The organism is Flavobacterium xinjiangense (genome assembly GCF_900142885.1).
GTDB lineage: Bacteria > Bacteroidota > Bacteroidia > Flavobacteriales > Flavobacteriaceae > Flavobacterium > Flavobacterium xinjiangense.
Genome location: NZ_FRCL01000001.1, coordinates 248926 through 272000, shown reverse-complemented (window position 1 = coordinate 272000; position 23075 = coordinate 248926). Strand labels below are relative to the sequence as shown.

Below are 23075 nucleotides of genomic sequence, written 5' to 3'. Positions count from 1 at the left end.
TGCTGCAGAAAAGGCATTTTTTTGAAATTAATGCAACTTAGAATTTATTTTTCACTTCATTATAGTCAATAAAATAACGGACACTAATAGAAAAAACGTGTTTTAGTTGATCATTGGTCAATAAAGTAGTTACTTTTTTTCCGAAATCCTTATCTATTTCTCTCTGAAAATTGGCTGCATTATTTCTGTATAAAACAGAGATTTCACTTCCAGGGGCAAACCACCAAGAATATGAGATGTCACCATTCCATGAGAAAAAATTAGAGTTCTTATTTTGGGTATAATTATTATAATCCGTTAATCTACCGTTTTGTTGCAATGACAAGAAGTTTTTATTTTCGGCGTACGACCAATAATGGCGTAAGGAAAGATTAAAAGTCATTTTGCTATTGATAGAATATTTTCCAGAAAGAGAGTTGGAATAAGTAATAACATTTCGGTTGGCAAATATAATGGCGTTAGGAGTTGCGGAATTCAAATCATCATTTACACTGTCTATATATCCTTTATTATTGTTTTGTCTAAAAAAATGGAAAAGGTAATTCAATGAAAATTTATCATTGAAACGATATCTTGGACCGATATCAAAACCAAAAGAATTTCTTCCAGGTTCACTTAATACAGCTACCGATGGATTAATGTCGATAGCAAACTTATTGTTGTAATTTGAAGAAAACATGAACCAACCGCCTAATCGTTTTGGAAAAATTAAATACCTGTTTTCAGTTCTGGATTCATAATAATCATAGGATTCAATTGGATTTGCGTTTATTCCTAATCCAAAAAAATGATTTTTTTTATTATTCGAGTTTATATTAATATTTATGTTGTTACCTTGAATTTTACCGGTCTCTTTTTGAAATTGGGTATACATATTCAGATTTACTCGGAACGAATTGAAGTGTTTTGTAGGATTTAAAATCCTGTAATTTGCGTTTCCATAAATGGCATAATAGTTAGTTTCAAAATTGATTCCTAAATCATTGTTATCGAAATCTTTTGAAAGTATTTCGGTTCCAACACTGTATCGGTATTTTCCAGAAGTTTCTCCAAAGTTTAGCGATGTCGCAGTTCCTTTTTTATCTTCAATGTCATTTATATAACTGTACTTGAAATTTCCAGAAAGATTATAGGTGTTTTTCTTTGTATTTAAATCCCAAACTAACGCAGAGACATTTCCATCGCGGAAGCTTCCATTTCTGGTGACATTGGTATTTATAAATGAAACAGAAGAGTTTTTACGGAAACGCTGATCCAAAACCAAAACGTTATAGTTTGCTAATGGTTCAACTACTTCTTTTCTTATTTCTTGGGTATCGTTATTTTGTATGGACGCATATGTTTTTTCAGTAACAGCATTTAAAATTCCGATTCCAAGTCCATGTTTTGTTCTTCCAGATACTTTTAGGGCATTGATTAGATTGACACTTGATGGGTTTTCAATAATTTCTTCATTACTGGAAATAGTCGGCGAACTTGAAGGTCGTCCTCCAATTCTTCTGGAGTACAATAAATTTCCCTTGCTGAACAAATCAGTTCCTTCGGTAAAAAAAGGTCTGTTTTCATTAAATTGCTGCTCGAACGGACCTAAGTTTAAAATTTGATCGTCGTATTTTGTTTGTCCAAAGTCTGGAATAAGAATCATGTCCAACGTAAAAGCGTCATTGATTCCATATTTTATATCTAAGCCACCTTTAATGGTACCGTAGGTTTTTTGTCCTTTGCCGGCATTTACATAAAAAGAAGAATAAGGTAATAAAAAGAGTCGTGTAGGCGGTTTTATGTTTTCAATTCCTTCTAGGATTCCAGTTTGTTGTGTGAAAGTTCCAAGCTTAGAATCGATAAAATTCCACGAGTATTTATGTCTGTCCCGTTTAATTTCTCTAAAAAAGTTGAGTCCCCAAGTTTGTTTGTTTTCACCCGAAAAACGAAGTGCAGCGTAAGGAATTCGCATTTCTACAATCCAGCCAAAATCAGTGATTACAGCTTTGCTTTTCCAAACTGCATCCCAGGAATAATCTTCTCCATTAGTGTCTGTCGTTATACAATCAGCTTGTCCATCAGAGGCGGAGACGTAAAATTGAAAATCTTGCTGTCCGTCGTTATAGCCATTGACAAAAACGCCAAAAAGATCTGATGCCCCAAAATTATCGCGTTGGGAGATTTCTTTCATGATTTTTTTTGGCTCATTGTCATACATCAATGCAGCAACATAAATGGCGTCATTATCATATAAAACTTTTACTTCAGTTTTTTTATTTTCTGGAATCACCTTGCCGTTATCAGGTTCAAACATGATAAAATCCGACGCTACAGGGGCTGATTTCCATGCGGCTTCTTCTATTTTTCCGTCGATGGTTATGTTTTCTGAAATAGATTTAGTTTGCAGCACCTTTTTTTGGCTATGGCCAAGAACTGAAAAAAAGAGAACGATTATAAGAAGTAATTTTCGCATGCTGTTTTGATTAATTTGATTTGATTGATGAAATTCTTTTGATTGAATTTTAATAATAGACTAAACTTTTAAGAATTCGTTACAGTTTTTTAAGGAAAATTTAAGTCGTATTTTGTTGCATAAAAAAATGAGATTGAATACCAAGGTGTTTAATCTCATTTTATACAAATCTTAATATAGGTTAGAATTTATTTTTGACTACATTATAATCAATGAAATAACGAATAGATACAGAAACAATATTAGTGAGATTTCCATTAAAAACACTTTTAAAATTAGTATTGAGATTCTTCTCAACCCTACTAGCTCTTTCAAGCGAATAGTTTCGATACAAAAAGGAAATTTCGCTTCCTGGTGCAAACCACCACGAATAGGCCAAATCAAAATTCCAAGAATTAAAATTTCGGTCCTTATTAGCGGAATAGTCCTTATTTGGAATTAAATAACCGTTGTTTTGTAGCGTAAAAAATTGATGATTTTGAGAATAGGACCAGTAATAACGGGCAGTAAGATTAATAGTCATTCTGTTGTTTATGGCATATTTTCCGGTTATGTCATTTTGTAGTATTTCCCTATTGCGCTCTGCAAAAATAATTCCTGCATTGTCAAAAGCTACCCAGCCCCGGTCATTTTTTTTACTAGTATAATCTAATACATAGGACAATGAAAACTGGTCATTAAACCTGTATTTTGGTCCTAAAGCCAGTTCGTAAGTAATTCTGCCATCTTGGTCGTATTTTGTGAAACTTGGTGCGAAATCAAAAGTAAAAGCGTTGTTGCTGTTAAATTCAGTTCCAAAATAAGAAGTTATTCTTCGTGGGATTTGCAGGTATCTGCCATTTTCACGTGGTTCATAAAAATCGAATGTTTCTATTGGATTGACGATAAGAGCCAATTCGAAGTAATTATTATTTCGCGACCTCGCTTTGATGACCGTTTTATACCAGCCCTCTTGCAATTTACCGGTTGTGTTCTGAATTTCTAAATTCAATTCCTGTTCTATCTTAAAAGTATTAAAAAACTTTGTAGGATTCAATATTCTGTAACTTCCATTTGCATATGCACCGTGATAATTAGTATAAAATATAATCCCTAAATCATTGATGTCGTAGTCTCTTGAAAGATACTTTCCAGAAAGTAAGTAACGGTATTTTCCGCTTGTTTTTGCAAAGTTTAATGAAGTTTTAAAACCGGTATAATCTTCTGTTGTATTGATGGTGCTATACTTAAAATCACCATATAAATTATACGTATTTGCTTTTGTATTTAAGTCGAATAATAGTGCAGAAACATTGGCATCCCGGAAACTCCCATTTCTGGTAGTATTGGCATTCACAAAAGAAACCGATGAGTTTTGGTTAAAACGCTGATCCAGAACTAACATGTTGTAATTAGTCAATGGTTCAATAACTTCTTTTCTGATTTCGTTGGTGTCATTGTTTTGAATGGTAGCGTATGTTTTTTTAGTAATAGCATTCAAAAAACCAATTCCCAAACCTTTCTCAGTTCTGCCGGAAATTTTTACAGCATTGATTAGTTTCACGCTACTCGGGTAATTGGTGATTTCTTCATTACCTGCAATTTGTGGTTCGGTGCTTGGCGCGCCACCAATCCTTCTGGAATAAAACAACCCTCCTTTGTTAAATAAATCCGTTCCTTCAGTAAAAAAAGGACGATTTTCATCAAGTTTTTGTTCAAAGGGTTCAAGATTCAAAATAGCATTGTCAAATTTTGTTTGTCCAAAGTCAGGTACCAAAATAGCATCCAGTGTAAACGAATCATTAATTCCATATTTTATATCTAAACCAGCTTTGAATGTAGTGCTGGATCCTATTTCGTTTTGCTGATAGTAGGCGGAGGAGTAAGGTATAAAGAAAAGACGGGTGGGAGTTTTTACATTTTCTATTCCTTCAAGAATTCCAGCTTGTGGAATCACCGCACCTATTTTAGTATCAACTCTGTTCCAAGTATATTTTTGGACATCTCGTTTAATTTCGCGCATAAAGTTGATGCCCCAAGTTTGTTTTTCCGCATTCGAAAATCGTAAAGCGGCATAAGGAATTTTCATTTCTACAACCCAACCAAAATCAGTAAGTGTTGCTTGACTGTCCCAAATGGCATCCCAGGTAAAATCTTCACTGTCTTCGGTCGCTAAACAATCCATTTGAACGCCGGCTGAACTTACATAAAATCTAAAATCTTGCTGTCCATCATTAAATCCGTTGATATAAACGGAAAAAACATCAGAAACACCAAAAACATCGCGGTTGGTGATTTCTGTTTTTATTTTGGCAGGATTATTGTCATATAGTAGCGCGGCAACGTAAATGGCATTATTATCGTATAATATCTTTACGTCTGTTTTTTTATCGGTACTAATTGGTTTTCCGTTATCAGGCTCATACATTATGAAATCAGTAGCCACTGAAGCAGTTTTCCAACCTTCCTCATTTATTTTTCCGTCAATTGTAATGTTGTCCTTTATAGATTTTGCATGAAGTACTTTTTTTTGACCATATGTGGTAATACTGCAAACTATTAAAATAAGTAATGATAAATAATGATATTTCGCCATGAATTAGTAATGTATGTGGACAAAAATAACAAAATTTGCAGATATTGTATTTTTATTTCAATGTTATTAAGCAATATTTTTCAATTTATTTTGTTTTATTATAATTAAATTTATCATAATTTTTGTTTGAACGGTGAATTTATGCGTACGTTTGCCATCCCAAATTAATGTTTAACTAAAAGATATTCAATGATTTATAAGATATTTCCCGCAATTTTGTTTTTGCTTTTTTCATTTTCAACAAGCAAACCCAATATTTCTGAACCAAAGATTGTTAAACCTGTAATATATGCCAAAGTACTAACTACTAGTATAGATGCTAAAATTGAAATGGTTTATAATAGTTTGCATTCCAATGAATTTGGTTTGCCAAAACTAGAAAGTTTTAGCGAAGCGTTAAAGGGTTTTTATTTGCTGAAAGAAAAAGGATTAGTTCAGAAAGATATATTGACTTTGGTTGATTTCAGTTTGTCATCTAGTACCAAAAGGCTTTGGGTAATCGATTTGACAACAAATACGATATTATATAATTCCCTTGTTGCACATGGAAGAAATACAGGGGACGATTTCGCCTCTTCTTTTTCAAATGCTGCCGAATCATATAAAAGTAGTTTAGGATTTTACTCCACAGGTGAAATTTACAATGGAAAACACGGAATGTCACTTAAGTTAGATGGATTAGAAAAAGGAATTAATGATAACGCAAGAAATAGAGGTGTGGTAATGCATGCGGCAGAATATGTTTCTAATTCGTTTGTACAAAGTAATCATAGATTAGGAAGAAGTCAAGGTTGTCCAGCTATACCGGTAGAATTGTCTAAGGATATTATCAATACGATAAAAAACAAATCATGTTTCTTTATTTATCATCCATCAAGAAGTTTTAAATTGGATTCTGAATTAGTTTCGTAATTTTTCGGACATTATCATATGTTCGTTCCTGTATATTTTCGATTTCAAATGGCATATCTTTTTAGGTATGCCATTTTTTTGTTACGATGAGTATTTTCTGTTGGTTTTTCATGTCGAAGAACAGGATTGAGTTGCAGGAAAGATTTCTTTTGCCCTAATTTCTATGATATTTTGTATTCTTTGTAAAATAATTTTTCAGTGAAATAAAGGTATAATAATTTCATATTAAATTCTTTATGCCTAAAATGTGCTTTCTTAAAAAGCTTTTGAATGTAATTTTATGATTTTTTTCAAAAAAAAAACTTGCATTGAACCTATATTATTATCTATATTTGCACCGTTGTTAATGCGAAAGTAGCTCAGTTGGTAGAGCTCCAGCCTTCCAAGCTGGTTGTCGCGAGTTCGAGCCTCGTCTTTCGCTCTAAACCTCAAATTCTGGTTTGAGGTTTTTTATTTTACTGTTTCAATGCGAAAGTAGCTCAGTTGGTAGAGCTCCAGCCTTCCAAGCTGGTTGTCGCGAGTTCGAGCCTCGTCTTTCGCTCCAAAAACCTCAAACTTTTGTTTGAGGTTTTTTATTTTAAAATTGTGCGAGAAGTTCATCCCGTGAACGAAGTGATACGGGAAGCCTCGTCTTTCGCTCTTCAAAGCCGAAACTTAATTGTTTCGGCTTTTTTATTTTATAAAACTCAAATCAGCGCCACTTTCTAATTCTTCAGGAATTTGGTTTTGTTTAAAAAGTCTGGCTGATAAATTGCCTTTTAAAGTTATTTTTTCGCCTTTAACGTCAAGCCAGCCTCCCTCTCGTAATCCTAAAACTGGCACAGTATTAAAAGCGTGAAATTCTTTGATTCTGGTTTCTCTCGTTTCGCCCATATGTGTTGATTGTTTGTCAGCATCTAAATAATGAGGATTCAAATTGAAAGGAATCCACCCTAAGGTTTTAAAACTTGGAGGATAAATAATGGGCATGTCATTAGTAGTTTGCATCGTCAGTCCACAAATATTGCTTCCTGCGCTTGTGCCTAAATACGGTGTTCCATTTTTTACTGCTTCTGCAAGAATGGTCATAATGTTGTTTTTGTACAATTGGGATACCAGTAAAAATGTGTTGCCTCCACCGGTAAAAATCCCCTTAGCCTCTTGAATTGCAGAAACAGAGTCATTAAATTCATGAATTCCTTTAACCGCTATATCTATTTTGGCGAAAGCCGAAGCTACTTTTTTAGTATATTCATCATGGGAAATACCACCAGGACGTGCGTACGGAATAAAAAGAATCGTTTTGCAATCCTTGAAATGCAATTGTAATTCAGGCAAAAGATAGTCTAAATAGTCCCCGCCATGAAGGGTGGAAGTGCTAGCAATAATAATATTTTTCATTTTTATTCGTGTAAAAATAGTTTGCATAAAGGTATTAATTCATGCTTTTTAAAATTGTGTTTTGGGATTTTTAATTAACATATTTTTACCAAGTCATTAGTAATTAATTTGGAAGAGAGTAAGATACTTTTACTGTTCGTACAATAATTCAAATTTCACTTTAACCTAATGACTAGAGCGGTATGCGTTTTTTTTATTTTGATGGCGACAAAAGCATTAGCACAACAGCCAATTCTTGAAAACTTGCATGGAAAAGTTATTGCAGGTTTGTCTAATCTTGAAGGGATTTATGTCATTAATTTAAAAACCGAAAAGGCTGTAATTACAAATAAAGAAGGGGAGTTTTCTATAATTGCAACAATTGGAGACACGTTAATGTTTTCAGCGCCCCAATTTAAAACGATAAGAGTTGGCGTCACTTCGGAATATTTTCAACAAGATTTATTTTCTGTTAAAATGAATCCTATTGTAAATCAATTGAAAGAAGTGATCGTTAAAAGATACACAAATATCAATGCAGAATCTTTGGGAATTGTTCCCAGCAATCAAAAAAAGTATACTGCTGCGGAACGCAAATTATATTCCGCTACTGACCTCAATTCGTCGGCGAGTGTAAGCGGGATGGCAGGCGGTTCTATTTCTGCGGATCCGCTATTGAATTTTCTTTCCGGAAGAACTAAGATGCTTAAAAAAGAAATAGAAGTAGAGAAGAAAGAATCATACTTGAAAAAGCTTGATGATTTATTCGATTTGGATTATTTTGTAAAAAAATTAAGAATACCTTCTGAGTATGTAAAAGGATTTCAATATTATGTTGTGGAAAATGATAGATTCACGACTATTTTAAAATCTAATAATAATGCAATGACCTCTTTTTTGATTGGAGAATTAGCCACTAAGTATAACGAAATTATAGCCAGTGAAAATAAATAATACACTACTGTTTGTTTTCTTTTTTCTCAGTCAATTTACTTTTGGACAAAATAATACCGGAAAAGAAATTCGAGGTAAAATCACCGTTGAAGCTGTTGCTGTTGAAGGGATAAATGTATTGAATTCAACGAATCAAAGAGGAACTGTTTCTGATAGAGATGGTTTCTTTTCGGTATTTGTAAAAGAAGGTGATATTTTAGTGTTTTCGGCTGTAAATCTTACTACCTTATATCGAAGAATAAACAAGCAAGATTTAATTTTGGGTGCAATTAAAATTCAAATGAGTTCAAAAAGTATTGCACTTGAAGAAGTTGTCGTCAATGAAAATTCAAAAATTACTGCTGAGAACTTAGGGATTATTCCGTATGGTCAAAAGAAATATACAGCAGCGGAAAGACGCTTACAAACCGCAGGAGATTTCAAACCTATCATGCTGTTGAGTATATTAGGCGGATCAATGCCACTTGATCCTCTGATAAACAAGATTAACGGACGAACGAAACGCCTTAAGAAACTGGTTGTTTTGGAAAAAAAAGAAGAATATATCAAATTGATTTCTGAATTATACAATGAAGAATATTTGACAGTCAAGCTAGGAATTCCTGCTGATTATGTAAACGGGTTCAAATATTTCGCAGTGGATAATGAACGATTTACCGCCATTTTAAAATCTAATAACAAAACAATGTCCTCTTTTTTGATAGGGGAATTAGCTGTTAAGTATAACGAAATTATAGCCAGTGAGAATAAATAATACACTACTGATTGTTTTCTTTTTTCTCAGTCAATTTACTTTTGGACAAAATAATACCGGAAAAGAAATTCGAGGTAAAATCACCGTTGAAGCTGTTGCTGTTGAAGGGATAAATGTATTGAATTCAACGAATCAAAGAGGAACTGTTTCAGACAGAGATGGTTTCTTTTCGGTATTTGTAAAAGAAGGTGATATTTTAGTATTTTCGGCTGTAAATCTCGTAACTTTACGTAAGAAAGTCACTAAGGGAGATTTTTTGTCAAATGGGATTCAAATTCAAATGACAACCCAAAGCATTCCTCTAAAAGAAATCATCGTCAATGAGAGCTCAAAAATAACGGCTGAAAACCTGGGAATTATCCCTTATGGACAAAAAAAATACACCCCTGCAGAAAGGAAATTATATACCGCAACTTCTGGCGGTGGTATTGACGGTTTGTTAAACACAATTTCTGGACGTAAAGCAATGCTTAAAAAAGAAATTGTTGTAGAGAAAAAAGAAAATTCGTTATCCAGACTTGAAGTTCTTTTTGAAAATAAATATTACACTGAAACCCTGAAAATTCCGAGTGACTATATACGGGGATTTCAATATTATTGTATTGAAGATGCCTCATTTGCGGATGCATTGAGTACAAAGAACAAAACGTTAACGATGTTTTTGATTGTCAGTCTAGCTGAAAATTATAATAAAACCATTGAAAATGAAAAATAAAATAACAATCCTTGTTTTGTGTTTATTTTGTCAATTTTGTTTGAGTCAGGGATTGACAAGAAAAACGTTGCACGGTCAGGTCGTAAACGATTCTATTAGGTTAGAAAATGTGATTGTTTTTAATGTGAATTCTAAAACGGGAATGCTCATAGGACCAAAAGGGTTTTTTAGTATTCTGGCAAAAGTGAATGACACCTTGGTTTTTTCAAGCTTAGCATTCAAATCCAGAAAAATTGTACTGACTGAAAAACAACTTTCGACTCCTTTATTACGAGTAAAAATGGAGGCATTTACAAATCAGCTGACCGAAGTGATTGTTCCCGTAAAAAAGGCACTAAAGCCAAATTTGGGAAATACACAGGCAATTGTTGATAAGCAATATTTTGACGACGATAAGTCTTCTCCAAGGAATAGAACAATGCCGCCGAATGGAACTATTGATAACGGGATGAACTTTGTCCGAATTTATAAAGATGTTTTTAAAACATTAAGAAAAAACAATCCAGAGATAGTAGATTTCACACAAAATAAAAGCTTTACCGAAGTAGCTCTGAAAAGGGTAGGATATGATTTTTTTGCGAATACATTACAGCTGAATGATGATGAAATTAGACTTTTTCTAATTTTTTGCGAGAATGATCCTAAATCAAAAACGCTTCTTAAGCCCGAGAATGAATTCCAATTAATTGACTTTCTTGTTACTAAAAACAAGGAATATAAAAAAATTACTGTTATTAAAAAATGAAATTACCCAGTTTTAGGAATTGAAAACGGAATGAACTTTAGAAAGATTGCTGGTACGATTGTTGTTTACTTCATTAAAAACAAACCTAAAAAACCAAGAGTTTAAAAGAATTACTACTTTTGCCAAATGAAAAAAACAATCTTATATATCTTTTTCGGACTTTTGATTTTGACCACATCAGCCTTTGGTGTTCATAAATTTTATATGGCAATCTATCAGGTAAATTATGCTCCAGAAAAGAAAATGTTGCAAATAACTTCTCGAATTTTTGCAGATGATTTGAATCTTGCTTTGCAGAAAAAGTACAACAAGAAACTGAATTTAGGAACTGATAAAGAAACGGCTGAAGAAATAGTGTTGCTGAAAAAATATCTCGCAGAAAATTTTTCCATTAAAGTAAATGGCCAATCTAAACCAATGACTTTTTTGAGTAAAGAATTAGATGGGGATGTTTTGGTATGCTATTCGAATATTAAAGGGATACCCAAAATTAATTCCCTTGAAATTTCTAATTCAATTTTGATAGATTGGAACTCAGAGCAGCAAAACATTACACATATTACGGTACTAAGTACAAAAAACAGCATACTCTTTACCGATTCTTCAAGGAATGGAATGTTAAAATATTAATATATAGAGTGTGTTTTGTTAAAAATTGTTATTTTCACAAACTGAAATAACCACTGTTTACCATATGAAAAAATTATCCTTATTATTTTTTCTTCCGGCGATTTTATTAGCCCAAGAAAAAGCTACTACTGTAACCCCAAAACAATCAGGAAAGTACGACACAAGCAAGTTTAGCCAGATGTATGATTTATTGGCTACGCCAAATATGTTTCGTACAGCATCTGGAGCTCCGGGACCAGCCTATTATCAGCAACAAGCAGATTATAAAATAGATGTGGAGCTGGATGATAAAAATGCTAAATTAAGTGGTTCTGAGACCGTTACTTACTACAACAATTCCCCGGATAGTTTAGAGTATTTATGGGTGCAATTAGACCAAAACCAAGCAGCTAAAAATTCGCAATCTCCATTGGCAGAAAGTGAAAAAATTGAACAGGTTTTGCCTGCTGAAAAATTTTCAAACGAGTATTTGAAACAAGGAACAGATCGTGGGTTTAAAATTGAATATGTAAAAGATGCGAAAGGAAATCCTTTGTCTTATGTCATAAATCAAACGATGATGCGTATTAATTTAGCTACTCCTTTGAAGCCGGGTGAAAAATTTATATTTTCTACTAAATGGTGGTACAATATTAATAATTACATCCAAGACGGAGGTCGTTCTGGTTACGAGCCATTCGAAAAAGAAGGAAATAAATTGTATGTAATTGCACAGTTTTACCCTAGAATGGCAGTTTATAATGATGTTGAAGGATGGCAAAACATGCAATTTTGGGGAGGTGGAGAATTTGCTTTGCCTTTTGGAAATTTTGATGTAAATGTTACTGTTCCTGCTGATCACGTTATGGATGCAACAGGAGAATTGATGAATAGAAGCGAAGTGTTTACGCCAGCACAAGTTAAAAGATATGAGTTGGCTCAAAAATCATTTGACAAACCAGTTGTCATTGTGACTCAAGCGGAGGCGGAGGCTGCTGAAAAAGGGTTTTCGGACAAGAAAAAAACATGGAAATTTAGTGCTAAAAACGTAAGAGATTTTGGTATTGCCACATCTAGAAAGTTTATCTATGATGCAATGGCAGTGCAGTTGAGTAATAAAGTTGTAATGGCTGAATCTGTTTATCCTAAAGAAGCGAATCCGCTTTGGGGAGAAACTTCAACCAGAACAGTTGCTCATACCTTAAAAAGTTATTCATCCCACACTTTCGATTATCCTTATCCAAAAGCAGTTTCCGTTTCAGCGGAAGACCAAGGAATGGAATATCCTATGATTTGTTGGAATTATGGACGTCCTGACGAAAAAGGCGTTACAAGTGAGCGTACAAAAAACGGAATGATTGGAGTGGTAATACATGAAGTAGGGCATAACTTTTTTCCAATGATTGTCAATTCTGATGAGCGTCAATGGACTTGGATGGACGAAGGATTAAACTCATTTATGCAATACATGGCAGAACAAGAACTAGGAACTAATTTCCCTTCTAATCGTGGAATTCCTAGTAAAATTGTTCCTTACATGAGCGGAGATCAAAAATTATTGGAGCCTATTATGTCAAACTCGGAGAGTATTATTCAGTTTGGAAATAATGCTTATGGGAAACCAGCTGCGGGTTTAAATATTCTTAGAGAAACCATTATGGGAAGAGAATTATTTGACCATGCCTTTAAGGTCTATGCAAACAGATGGAAATTCAAACACCCAACACCAGAAGACTTTTTTAGAACCATGGAAGATGCTTCGGCAGTAGATTTAGACTGGTTTTTTAGAGGCTGGTTTTACTCCACTGATTTTGTTGATATTGGTATAAATGAAGTAAAACAATATTATGTGACCGAAACGCCGACTGCAGAATTGAAAGATGTCAAGGTGAGAAAAGGACGTTTTGGTTTGGATAAAGGACCATTTGTATATTTAGTTTCAGATAAAAGTACAGAGTTAAGCCAAACATCTAAGAAAGCATTGAAAATAGAAGAAGTAAAATTACTTTCGGAATATGTAAATCAAAAATTTTCAGATGAAGAAAAAGCGAATCTAAAAGCGCCTAAGTTTTTTTACGAAGTAGAATTCAATAAACCAGGCGGAATGCTAATGCCTATTATTGTTGAAATGACTTACGAGGATGATACGAAAGAAGTTTTCAAATATCCGGCACAAATCTGGAGAAAGAATAATGATACAGCCAAAAAAGTATATGCTACTGAAAAAGCAATAAAAAAGATTCAGATTGACCCAAAATTAGAAACTGCAGATATTGATGTGACCAATAACACTTGGCCAAAAGTTGAAACAAAAACTAAATTTGATTAAGGAAAAATAAAAATAAAAAAAGACTCAATTTCGAGTCTTTTTTTTATGAAAAATTTAAAACACAAAGTTTCAAAAAATGATATCTTTGTAGCACTAAAAAATAGGAAATATGTTTGGCATAGGTGGAGGCGAATTAATTTTTATCATGTTTATTGTACTTATGCTTTTTGGGTCTGATAAGGTTCCAGAAATAGCGCGTACGATGGGTAAAGCAATGGCACAGATTAAAAATGCGACCAACGATATTAAAAGTGAAATCCAAAAAGGAGCTGAGGCTAATGGCTTTGATGCGAAATCATTGACGGACATGACAGGAAATATTTCATCAGAAATTAATAAGGCGAAGGATAATCTTCTGGGAGAAACTGCCACGCATGTTGATAAAGCTAAGGAAATAATTGATGACGTTGCAGGTCCTATTAAACGCCAAATGTAATGCTGGAAAAATTACTTTCCCTTGATACTCAATTATTTATTTATTTGAATGGCTTAGGTTCTGAAACCTATGATCCTCTTTGGTTAATAATTACCAATCAACTCAATTGGTTGCCACTCTTTTTGCTATTGGCCTATTTAATTTTTAAAAAATTAGGAGCAAAGCAAGCCTTAATTTTACTTTTGTTTATAGCTGTTTTAATAACCATTACGGACCAAACGACCAATTTATTTAAAAACGGATTTCAGCGATTGAGGCCCTGTAACGATCCCGCACTCAACACTTTTATTAGAGTAGTAAAAAAGAGCTATTCGTTTAGTTTTTTCTCCGGTCATGCAGCAAACACGATGGCTGTAGCTACCTTTCTATATTTTAATTTCAAGAGCAAAATTAAATATTTTGGTTTTCTTTTCTTATGGCCGTTAATATTTGCTTACAGCAGGATATATCTGGGATTACACTACCCAATCGACATTGTTACAGGATATTTTTTCGGATTTATTTTCGGCTTTATGATGTTCATTATCTACGGGCTGGTACAGCAAAAATATTTTTCCGACGCCAAATAATATAGTGTTTTTAGGAGCTTTTTCCTGCTGTTTGCTATATTTTATCTAGTCCAGAACTTGTTTCAAGATCCTGAAACAAGTTCTGGACTAGATAAGGATACCGCTTCCATCAGGGCTAGGGCATTGGTTGTTAAAATGTCTTTTTAATTTCTAAAAGCCTACCTGAAATCTAAAGCACACGACTCACCGTCAATCCATCACGAATAGGTAATAAAACGGTTTCTACTCTAGGATCGTTTTTCAATAACTCATTGTATTCCATAATAATTTTTGTACTCAAATCATTTGGTTGTAAGGGTTCTAAAACCTTACCGCTCCACAATACATTATCGGATAAAATAATGCCGCCTTTGTTCATTTTAGGAAGTATCAATTCAAAATAGTTGAGGTAATTTTCTTTATCAGCATCGATAAAAACCAAATCAAATTTTAACTCAAGAGTTGGTATGATCTCAACTGCTTCACTAAGATGTTGCACAATCTGTTTACCCCAAGGAGACTTATCAAAATGTTTTCGTTGAAAATCAACCAATTCTTCTTTGATGTCAATCGTATGAAGTTGACCGCCTTCCTGCATGCCTTCGCATAAACATAATGCGGAATATCCTGTATAAGTCCCAATTTCGAGAATGTTCATTGGCCGAATCAGTTTACTCAACATACTTAAAACGCGTCCCTGAAAATGCCCGCTTAACATGCGAGGCAACAAAATCTTCTGATAGGTTTCTTTATTGAGTGCTGCTAATAATGCAGGTTCTTTTTCAGAATGTTGCTCGATATAGTCTTCTAATTCTTGGGAAATAAAATGCATTTTTTTAAATTTTTCACAAAATTACAAATAACCAAATTCACAAATAACGAAAACCTCAAAATACTTACTAACTTTGCACCATGCAAATCGAGAAAAAAGACATAAGAGCCTTATCAAAAGAACAATTACGTGAGTTTTTTGTGGCAAATAACGACAAATCCTTTCGTGGGAATCAAGTTTATGAATGGTTGTGGAGCAAAGGCGCACACAGTTTTGATGATATGACCAATGTTTCAAAGGAAACACGTTCTATGCTTGAAGCAAACTTTGTAATCAATCATATTAAAGTTGATACCATGCAGCGAAGTGAAGATGGAACCGTCAAAAATGCGGTTCGTTTGCATGATGGATTAGTGGTAGAATCGGTTTTAATTCCTACGAATACTCGAACAACTGCCTGTGTATCCAGTCAGGTAGGTTGTAGTTTAGATTGTAACTTTTGTGCCACAGCACGATTAAAGAGAATGCGTAATCTGGAACCAGCTGAAATTTACGATCAGGTAATTGCCATTGATAAAGAAAGTCGTTTGTATTACAACCATCCGCTTTCAAATATTGTTTTTATGGGAATGGGAGAACCGCTTATGAATTACAACAACGTTTTAAAAGCGATTGAAATGATTACTTCTCCGGAAGGTTTAGGGATGTCGCCAAAACGTATTATGGTTTCGACTTCGGGAGTGCCAAAAATGATAAAAAAACTGGCAGATGATGACGTTAAATTTAAACTGGCTGTTTCGCTGCATTCTGCAATAGATGAAATTCGTTCCCGAATCATGCCTTTCAGTGAAAATTTTCCTTTGGCAGATTTACGCGAATCATTAGAATATTGGTACAGAAAAACAAAAAGCAAAATCTCCTACGAATATGTGGTTTGGAAAGATATCAATGATAACAAAGAGTCTATTGATGCATTAGTGAAATTTTGTAAATATGTTCCTTGTAAAGTCAACCTTATAGAATACAACCCCATTGATGATGGCGAATTTCAGCAAGCCTCAGAAGAATCGATTAATGCGTATATAAAAGCACTCGAAACTAGCGGTATTGTTGTAAAGGTGCGCCGAAGCCGAGGTAAAGATATTGATGCTGCCTGCGGGCAACTAGCAAATAAAGAAGCATAAAAAAAATGGAGTTCATAATTGAACTCCATTTTTGGTTTTTATCTTTCTATAAATTAATTACCCAGGACAATTGGAGTTGCAGCTGCGCCATCAATAGATAGCATGGCTAAATTATCGCAATCACCGTTTCCGTAATCAATTGTTGCAGTATGCGAATTTTTTGTAATTTTCAATTTGCCGGATACTGGAAAAGGCATAGGAACCTGCAGTAAATTACAAGCAGTTTTATTGATTAAAGGAGTTGATGCTTCAATTAAAGACGTAAAAACAGATCCATTTGGATGTGTGGTAGTAAATGTACCGTAAGTTGAATATATATCATCTGTTGGGCTTAAACGGGTCGAGAATCCTGCAGTCATTTCTCTTACTCGATCGCCATTACGAGTATAAACTCCGGATTTTGTAGTCAACGTCATAGCTGTCATTGTAAATGTAGTCTTAGGGTGTAAAGTAACTCCGTCACCAATCATTTCTCTTTTCCAGGTCGACATTCCATCCAGTTTATTATCGTTTATATAGAGATTGTTAAAAGTAACAGTCATTATTTTAGGAAAAGAGGTTCCAATGGTACGAGTCAAAATGATTTGACCTTTTACGGAGTGTCCTCTAAACAAACAAGCATTAGTTGTGGTCCCGAAAGTAATAGTTATAAGTCTAACAGTAGCCGTTGAGCCTAAATCACTAATTGTTGCACAGGTTGGTAGAATCGAATAATAATTCCCTACTATTTTACCTGTTGTAGAGCCTTCGGTTAATTCATACTGATTGTCAGCAATAAGCGAGATATCATCGATTGAATTATCCATACTTTGATTGGCGGCAACATCATTGCTTGTAACAGCTGTGTCTGCTGTAGTTGAATTTGAGTCTGAAGAACAACTTGTAAAAGTGGCAATACTCAAAAGCATTCCAAATAATAAAATTTTCTTTTTCATAATAAATGGTTTTTAGGTTAAGGCTTTGATTAGCAAAAGCATAAAAGGTTTAATTGGGGCTCAATTAAGCACTAAATGTATAAAAAATTTACTTACGATTAATTTTTTTAAATTGAAATTGACGAATTTAAAATTTTGCACGACAGTCAGAATGAATTATAATGCCTGAATTGTACAATAAAACACATACTTAATATAAATAGGTGACTTTTTTATTAAAAATAGTATATTTGAATTCTAAATGAATGTCACCTCTAAAATAAAGCAGCCCATATTTGATGAAATGGAACTTTTTGAAAAAAAGTTCTACGAATCGATGACTTCACAAGTGGCTTTACTCAACAGAATCACGTACTATATCGTTAATAGAAAAGGGAAGCAAATGCGTCCAATGTTTGTTTTTCTGACGGCCAAAATGGTTTCCGAAGGAAGTGTAAACGAAAGAACCTATCGCGGAGCGTGCGTTATTGAACTTATTCATACCGCTACTTTAGTTCATGATGATGTAGTTGATGATAGCAATCGTCGAAGAGGTTTTTTCTCTATCAACGCACTTTGGAAAAATAAAATTGCCGTCCTTGTAGGGGATTATTTGTTGTCTAAAGGCTTGTTGCTTTCCATTGACAATGGGGATTTCGATTTGCTACGAATTATTTCTGTTGCAGTTCGCGAAATGAGCGAAGGTGAATTGCTCCAAATAGAAAAAGCCCGAAGACTTGACATCACAGAAGATATCTACTATGAAATCATTCGAAAAAAGACAGCTACACTTATTGCTGCCTGTTGTGCTCTTGGTGCAAAATCCGTTATTGAAGATGAAGTCCAGGTAGAGAACATGCGCAAATTTGGTGAACTGATTGGTATGGCTTTTCAGATAAAAGATGATTTATTCGACTATACGGATGAAGCCATTGGAAAACCAACCGGAATTGACATCAAGGAACAAAAGATGACTTTGCCGCTTATTCATGTTTTGAATACGTGTACTTCCAAAGAAAAAAGCTGGTTAATTAACTCCATTAAAAACCACAATAAAGATAAAAAACGCGTGAAAGAGGTTATTGCTTTTGTAAAAGACAATAATGGTTTGCTTTATGCCGAACAAAAAATGGTAGAATTCCAGCAAGAGGCACTTTTACTTTTAAATAATTATCCACATTCTGAGTTTAAAGACGCATTGATTTTAATGGTTAACTATGTTATTGAAAGAAAAAAATAATTTTTTTTTAAAATATTTTTCCTTCATTAACCATTGGTTTTTCAGGCTTTTTTGGTTTTCGAACGATAAAACTTCATTTTTTTTAAATTGCGATGCAACCTTTTTGCAATGTTAATCGTCTATGCTAATAGAAACACTTTATAAATATTTTGAAAGTAATCAACTTACATCAGGAGGAAAATGAATTGATCCGGTTAGCTGTCGGAAGTAATCGGCAGGCGCAACAGAAGATTTATACCCAGTTTTCTCCAAAAATGTTAAGCGTTTGCCGCCAGTACGTAAAAGATATTCATCAGGCCGAAGATATCATGATTACTGCTTTTATGAAAGTGTTTACCAACTTGAAAAATTTTCAACACAAAGGAAGTTTTGAAGGTTGGATTAGAAGAATTATGGTGAACGAATGTATTTCTTTTATCCGAGTTGAGAAAAAGCTGAAATACGTTGAAGATGAAACTTATTTTGAAGAAAGTTTCAATAATACTGAAAGCCAATTTTCAATAGACGATATCCAATTTTTGATTGATAGTTTGCCGGATGGGTATAAAATGGTTTTCAATTTATATGCTATTGAAGGATTTAAACATCATGAAATTGCCAGTATGTTAGGGATTAAGGAAGGAACATCAAAATCGCAATTATCACATGCCAGGAAAATGCTGCAAGGACAGATTAATACCTTAAAAAATTACGAGTATGGAACCGAATAAAATAGAAACTCAGATTAAAGAGCAATTGAATTCTCGGGAGATTATGCCATCAGAAATGGCTTGGGACAGACTCGATGCAATGCTTACGGCTGCTGACCCGAGCAATATCGAACAGGCGAAGCAAAAACCAAAAGTGAAGTTTCGATGGATGTATATTGCTGCAAGTATTTTAGGGTTTTTATTAGTTGGGACAGTTTATTTCAGTCAAAATAAAAATGAAATTGGAAAACAAAACAATGAAGTTGTGATCCAGAATTCGGGGATAAAAAATAATAGTAAGACGCCTTTAAATACTCTAACTCCTGATCCTCAGGTGGAGGATACGGAAGATGTAGTTGAACAAAATAATTTGGCTAAAGCCGAAAAAAAATCAGAAAAATCAACAGACATACTCCCTAAAAATAATTCAGATCTAAATCAAGTAGTAGAAGTTTCAATCAATAATCAAAAAACAGAACAAAAATCAATCAAACAACAAATGAACACTGATTCAGTTGACGAACTACTGGCAGCTGTTGAAAATTCTTCGAAAAAGGAAAATCATTTGAACCCAAAACCAGTTGTACATGTAAATGCCAGTAATTTACTCTCGCAGGTAGATGGAGAACTAGAGCTTTCCTTTCGAGAGAAAGTAATCAATAAGGTAGGTAAGAATTACCAAACAGTAAAAGTAGCTTTAGCCAATCGCAACTTAGAATAAAAATCATCAATCATCTTTAAAATCAAAACACTATGAGAAATTTTACGATTTACTTAGCACTACTATTATGTCTTTTAGCCAGTAAAATGCTTGGGCAGCAAACATTTGAAAAACGTGCAAAAACTATTGCGTCAAGAATTGAAACCATTACAAAAGAAGAAAAAGCCGCCTTGAAAATAGAAGTCGAGGAAGTTAATGTTCAGTTAGAAAAAGGAACACTTACTAAAGAGCAAGCCGATTTCAAAAAACAACAATTGGCGCAGGCAAGAGCAACAATTATTGAGAATAAAGTTGCAGTTGCTCAAGAGGAACTGAAGAATTTAGTGCAGGAGAAAGTGGATGGAAAAATTAAGGAGCAAGATTCTACAAAACGATACAGTTTTACCTTCCGAAAAAATAAAAATAGAGACAAAGATAAGGATAGTATTCAAAGCGAAAAAAGAACAACTTCTCAATTTGTATTGGCCGCAGGGTTAAATAATTTAATTACGGATAGCAAGTTAGAAGATTCGGATTATAGATTTCTAGGTTCGCATTTCTACGAATTGGGTGTTAGCTATAACAGTAGAATTTTAAAAAATGACAACTTTTTACACGTTAAATATGGTTTGTCACTAATGTATAATAATTTACGTCCTACAGAAAATCGTAGTTTTACAGTAAATGGCAATCAAACTGATTTAGTTGTCAATGCGATAAATTTGAAAGACTCCCGTTTTAGAAATGTATATTTAGTGGTGCCGGTTCATTTAGAATTTGATTTTTCAGGTAAAAGAGATTCCGCTGGAAAACCTTTTTTTAGAACGCATAATAGTTTCCGTTTGGGAATAGGGGGTTATGCGGGAATCAATTTGAAATCAAAACAAATTCTCAAATACGATGATAACAATCTAAAAGCTATAGAAAAAACCAGAGGAGATTTCAATACGACTAATTTTATTTATGGTTTGAGCACTTATATTGGTTACAAAGAAACAAGCTTGTACTTGAAATATGACTTGAATCCTTTGTTTAAAGATAATGCAGTGAAACAAAACAATGTTTCCTTAGGATTGCGTTTTGATTTAAATTAAAATTTGTTTGGTTAGTTTTTTAAGAACCCTTTTAGAGTTTCAAACTTTGAAAGGGTTTATATATTCAAAAACTTTGTAACTTTGAACCTTTATAACTTTGACCCAAAATTAAATTGATTTCAAAAGCCACTATAGATACTGTTTTCGAAACTGCTCGAGTAGAGGAGGTTATCGGTGATTTCGTAAACTTAAAACGTGCAGGAAGTAACTTCAAGGGATTAAGTCCTTTTTCTGAAGAGCGTTCTCCATCGTTCATGGTTTCGCCGGCAAAGGGAATTTGGAAAGATTTCAGTTCTGGAAAAGGTGGAAATTCTGTGGCTTTCTTAATGGAACACTCCCATTTTACGTATCCAGAAGCTATTCGATATTTAGCTAAAAAATACAATATCGAAATAGAAGAAACGGAGCAAAGCGATGAAGAGAAAGCCATTACAGATGTTCGGGAAAGTATGTATTTGGTTTCTGAGTTTGCAAAAACCTATTTTCATAACACCCTTTTTAATTCGGAAGAAGGCAAAGCAATTGGGTATTCTTATTTTAAAGAAAGAGGATTTAGTAATGACACCATTAAGAAATTTAGTTTAGGATATTCGCCTGAAAGCTGGGATGCTTTTACGAAAGAAGCATTAGGCAAAGGGTATAAATTAGAGTTTCTGGAAAGTACAGGTCTCACAATTCCCAGAGATGACAGGCCGTTCGACAGGTTCAAAGGACGTGTTATGTTTCCTATAGAAAGTATGTCAGGAAGAGTGCTAGGTTTTGGAGGTCGGATTCTTACCAATGATAAAAAAGCAGCCAAATACCTTAATTCTCCCGAAAGTGAAATTTACCATAAAAGCAAAGTGTTGTATGGTATTTTTCAAGCCAAACAATCTATTGCGAAATTGAATAATTGTTATTTGGTAGAAGGATATACGGATGTGATTCAATTCAATCAATCCGGAATTGAGAATGTCGTTAGTTCTTCGGGAACTGCTCTGACACCGGATCAAATTCGATTGATAAATAGATTAACAAAGAATATTACGGTGCTTTTTGATGGTGATGCTGCAGGTTTACGAGCTTCTATCCGTGGAATCGATTTGATTCTTGAGGAAGGGATGAATGTAAAAGTGTGTACTTTTCCTGATGGTGAAGATCCGGACAGTTTTGCTAAAAAAACATCGTATGATGATTTAGTTTTATATCTCGAGAATAATGCCAAGGATTTTATTCAGTTCAAAGCGTCGCTTTTAATGAATGAAGCCAAGAATGATCCGATCAAAAAAGCGGATTTAATCAGGGATATGGTAGTGAGTATTTCCAAGATTCCGGATAGAATTCAACGAGAGATTTACATTCAGGAATGTTCGAGAATTATGGATATTTCGGAGCAGGTTTTGCAAAGCACCTTGGCGCAATTAGTTCAAAAAGATGTTTCTGAAGTTGGTAAAAAACAAAAACAGGAACAACAAGCTTTTGAAGTTGTCAAAAATGAAAATCCAATTGATGCAGAGAAAGTAGATGTTTTATATCGATTGGAACGTAAAATTATTGAGATTCTTTTGTTATATGGAAATAAAACAGAAGAGTTTGAAGATGCTTTTTTGAGAACAAACGAGGAAGGGGAAATCGAAAATGTTATTGAAAAAAAAGATTATAAAGTATATCAGAGAATCTATTTGAGCCTGCAGGAAGATGAGGTAGAGCTTGCTAATCCTTTGTTTAGAGCTATTTTTAATGATCTGATAAATTTCTACCATCAGAATGAAAACTTTAGTTTAGAAAAATATTTAATGCATTTGCAACCTGATTTTGCACAGGAAGTTACGGATATTTTGATGGAAGATGAAAGAGTCGTATTGCACAACTGGGAAGGACAAAATATTTTTCCAAAGTCTAAAAGTGAGACAATTAGTCAAAATGTATCTGAAACGATTCTAACTATGCGTTGGTATCTAGTGGGGAAAATAATTGACGAACTAAAAAGCTCTCTATCATCTGAACCGGATTCAGATAATACAGAGCCTTTATCTTTGACGATGGATTACAACACATTAATTCATTCATTTTCAAAAAAACTAGGAAGAGTAATGTCTAGGTATTACTAAA

20 protein-coding genes and 2 tRNA genes are annotated in these 23075 nt (G+C 33.8%); 17 read left to right on the top strand and 5 right to left on the bottom strand.

Annotated features, from left to right (window positions below; genetic code table 11):
- Nucleotides 1–37 precede the first annotated feature (37 nt).
- Nucleotides 38–2455, bottom strand: a complete 2418-nt coding sequence (locus BUC23_RS01160; RefSeq protein ID WP_073204077.1) for a DUF5916 domain-containing protein — start codon at nucleotides 2453–2455, stop codon at nucleotides 38–40.
- 181 nt (nucleotides 2456–2636) lie between these two features.
- Entirely contained in the window at nucleotides 2637–5030 is a 2394-nt protein-coding gene (locus BUC23_RS01155) for a DUF5916 domain-containing protein (RefSeq protein ID WP_073204074.1), read from the bottom strand.
- Nucleotides 5031–5219: 189 nt separating this feature from the next.
- Here BUC23_RS01155 and BUC23_RS01150 point away from each other — a divergent pair, with 189 nt between their 5' ends.
- The 3 genes from BUC23_RS01150 (at nucleotide 5220) to BUC23_RS01140 (ending at nucleotide 6486) form a co-directional block, all read left to right on the top strand.
- The gene (locus BUC23_RS01150; RefSeq protein WP_073204071.1) at nucleotides 5220–5942 is read left to right on the top strand and encodes a murein L,D-transpeptidase catalytic domain family protein; all 723 of its coding nucleotides are present in this window, start codon (nucleotides 5220–5222) and stop codon (nucleotides 5940–5942) included.
- Between the two features lie 348 nt (nucleotides 5943–6290).
- Nucleotides 6291–6363 (top strand) — tRNA-Gly (locus BUC23_RS01145).
- Between the two features lie 47 nt (nucleotides 6364–6410).
- Nucleotides 6411–6486 (top strand) — tRNA-Gly (locus BUC23_RS01140).
- 128 nt (nucleotides 6487–6614) lie between these two features.
- Here BUC23_RS01140 and pepE read toward each other — a convergent pair.
- Complete coding sequence (gene pepE, locus BUC23_RS01135) at nucleotides 6615–7322, bottom strand: dipeptidase PepE (RefSeq protein WP_073204777.1); 708 nt, start codon at nucleotides 7320–7322, stop codon at nucleotides 6615–6617.
- Nucleotides 7323–7490: 168 nt separating this feature from the next.
- Here pepE and BUC23_RS01130 point away from each other — a divergent pair, with 168 nt between their 5' ends.
- From BUC23_RS01130 to BUC23_RS01095, 8 genes are all read left to right on the top strand, one after another.
- Nucleotides 7491–8255: a hypothetical protein gene (locus BUC23_RS01130; protein ID WP_073204068.1), complete on the top strand. Its 765-nt coding sequence runs from the start codon at nucleotides 7491–7493 to the stop codon at nucleotides 8253–8255.
- Nucleotides 8242–9009 carry a carboxypeptidase-like regulatory domain-containing protein gene (locus tag BUC23_RS01125; protein ID WP_073204064.1) on the top strand — a complete coding sequence of 256 codons (768 nt, stop codon included), beginning with the start codon at nucleotides 8242–8244 and terminating at the stop codon, nucleotides 9007–9009. Before BUC23_RS01130 ends, BUC23_RS01125 begins: the two co-directional genes overlap by 14 nt.
- Nucleotides 8996–9724 (top strand): peptidase associated/transthyretin-like domain-containing protein, encoded by a 729-nt coding sequence (locus tag BUC23_RS01120; protein ID WP_073204061.1) that lies wholly within the window; start codon nucleotides 8996–8998, stop codon nucleotides 9722–9724. Before BUC23_RS01125 ends, BUC23_RS01120 begins: the two co-directional genes overlap by 14 nt.
- Nucleotides 9714–10469 (top strand): BamP family beta-barrel-assembly machinery protein, encoded by a 756-nt coding sequence (locus BUC23_RS01115; RefSeq protein ID WP_073204058.1) that lies wholly within the window; start codon nucleotides 9714–9716, stop codon nucleotides 10467–10469. The genes BUC23_RS01120 and BUC23_RS01115 overlap by 11 nt, the downstream gene beginning before the upstream one ends.
- Nucleotides 10470–10595: 126 nt before the next feature.
- On the top strand, nucleotides 10596–11099 hold the full coding sequence (locus tag BUC23_RS01110) for a DUF6702 family protein (protein WP_073204055.1): 504 nt from the start codon (nucleotides 10596–10598) through the stop codon (nucleotides 11097–11099).
- A gap of 64 nt (nucleotides 11100–11163) precedes the next feature.
- The gene (locus BUC23_RS01105) at nucleotides 11164–13407 is read left to right on the top strand and encodes a M1 family metallopeptidase (protein WP_073204052.1); all 2244 of its coding nucleotides are present in this window, start codon (nucleotides 11164–11166) and stop codon (nucleotides 13405–13407) included.
- Between the two features lie 109 nt (nucleotides 13408–13516).
- Nucleotides 13517–13843: a Sec-independent protein translocase subunit TatA/TatB gene (locus BUC23_RS01100; RefSeq protein WP_073204048.1), complete on the top strand. Its 327-nt coding sequence runs from the start codon at nucleotides 13517–13519 to the stop codon at nucleotides 13841–13843.
- Entirely contained in the window at nucleotides 13843–14412 is a 570-nt protein-coding gene (locus tag BUC23_RS01095; RefSeq protein ID WP_073204046.1) for a phosphatase PAP2 family protein, read from the top strand. Before BUC23_RS01100 ends, BUC23_RS01095 begins: the two co-directional genes overlap by 1 nt.
- A 169-nt stretch (nucleotides 14413–14581) precedes the next feature.
- Here BUC23_RS01095 and BUC23_RS01090 read toward each other — a convergent pair whose 3' ends face one another.
- Complete coding sequence (locus BUC23_RS01090) at nucleotides 14582–15223, bottom strand: O-methyltransferase (protein WP_073204043.1); 642 nt, start codon at nucleotides 15221–15223, stop codon at nucleotides 14582–14584.
- A gap of 80 nt (nucleotides 15224–15303) precedes the next feature.
- Between BUC23_RS01090 and rlmN the strand changes: the two genes are divergently transcribed.
- Nucleotides 15304–16347, top strand: a complete 1044-nt coding sequence (gene rlmN, locus BUC23_RS01085) for a dual-specificity RNA methyltransferase RlmN (RefSeq protein ID WP_073204040.1) — start codon at nucleotides 15304–15306, stop codon at nucleotides 16345–16347.
- A 53-nt stretch (nucleotides 16348–16400) separates the two neighbouring features.
- Here the strand turns inward: rlmN and BUC23_RS01080 are convergent, their stop codons facing one another.
- Nucleotides 16401–17282, bottom strand: coding sequence for a hypothetical protein (locus tag BUC23_RS01080; protein WP_073204037.1), 882 nt, complete (start codon nucleotides 17280–17282; stop codon nucleotides 16401–16403).
- A 241-nt stretch (nucleotides 17283–17523) separates the two neighbouring features.
- Between BUC23_RS01080 and BUC23_RS01075 the strand changes: the two genes are divergently transcribed.
- From BUC23_RS01075 to dnaG, 5 genes are all read left to right on the top strand, one after another.
- On the top strand, nucleotides 17524–18501 hold the full coding sequence (locus tag BUC23_RS01075; RefSeq protein WP_073204033.1) for a polyprenyl synthetase family protein: 978 nt from the start codon (nucleotides 17524–17526) through the stop codon (nucleotides 18499–18501).
- 149 nt (nucleotides 18502–18650) lie between these two features.
- Nucleotides 18651–19211: an RNA polymerase sigma factor gene (locus BUC23_RS01070; RefSeq protein ID WP_073204030.1), complete on the top strand. Its 561-nt coding sequence runs from the start codon at nucleotides 18651–18653 to the stop codon at nucleotides 19209–19211.
- Complete coding sequence (locus tag BUC23_RS01065) at nucleotides 19198–19911, top strand: hypothetical protein (protein WP_073204027.1); 714 nt, start codon at nucleotides 19198–19200, stop codon at nucleotides 19909–19911. The genes BUC23_RS01070 and BUC23_RS01065 overlap by 14 nt, the downstream gene beginning before the upstream one ends.
- 32 nt (nucleotides 19912–19943) lie before the next feature.
- Nucleotides 19944–20984: a hypothetical protein gene (locus BUC23_RS01060; RefSeq protein ID WP_073204024.1), complete on the top strand. Its 1041-nt coding sequence runs from the start codon at nucleotides 19944–19946 to the stop codon at nucleotides 20982–20984.
- 113 nt (nucleotides 20985–21097) lie between these two features.
- The gene (gene dnaG, locus BUC23_RS01055) at nucleotides 21098–23074 is read left to right on the top strand and encodes a DNA primase (RefSeq protein WP_073204021.1); all 1977 of its coding nucleotides are present in this window, start codon (nucleotides 21098–21100) and stop codon (nucleotides 23072–23074) included.
- Nucleotide 23075: the final 1 nt, after the last annotated feature.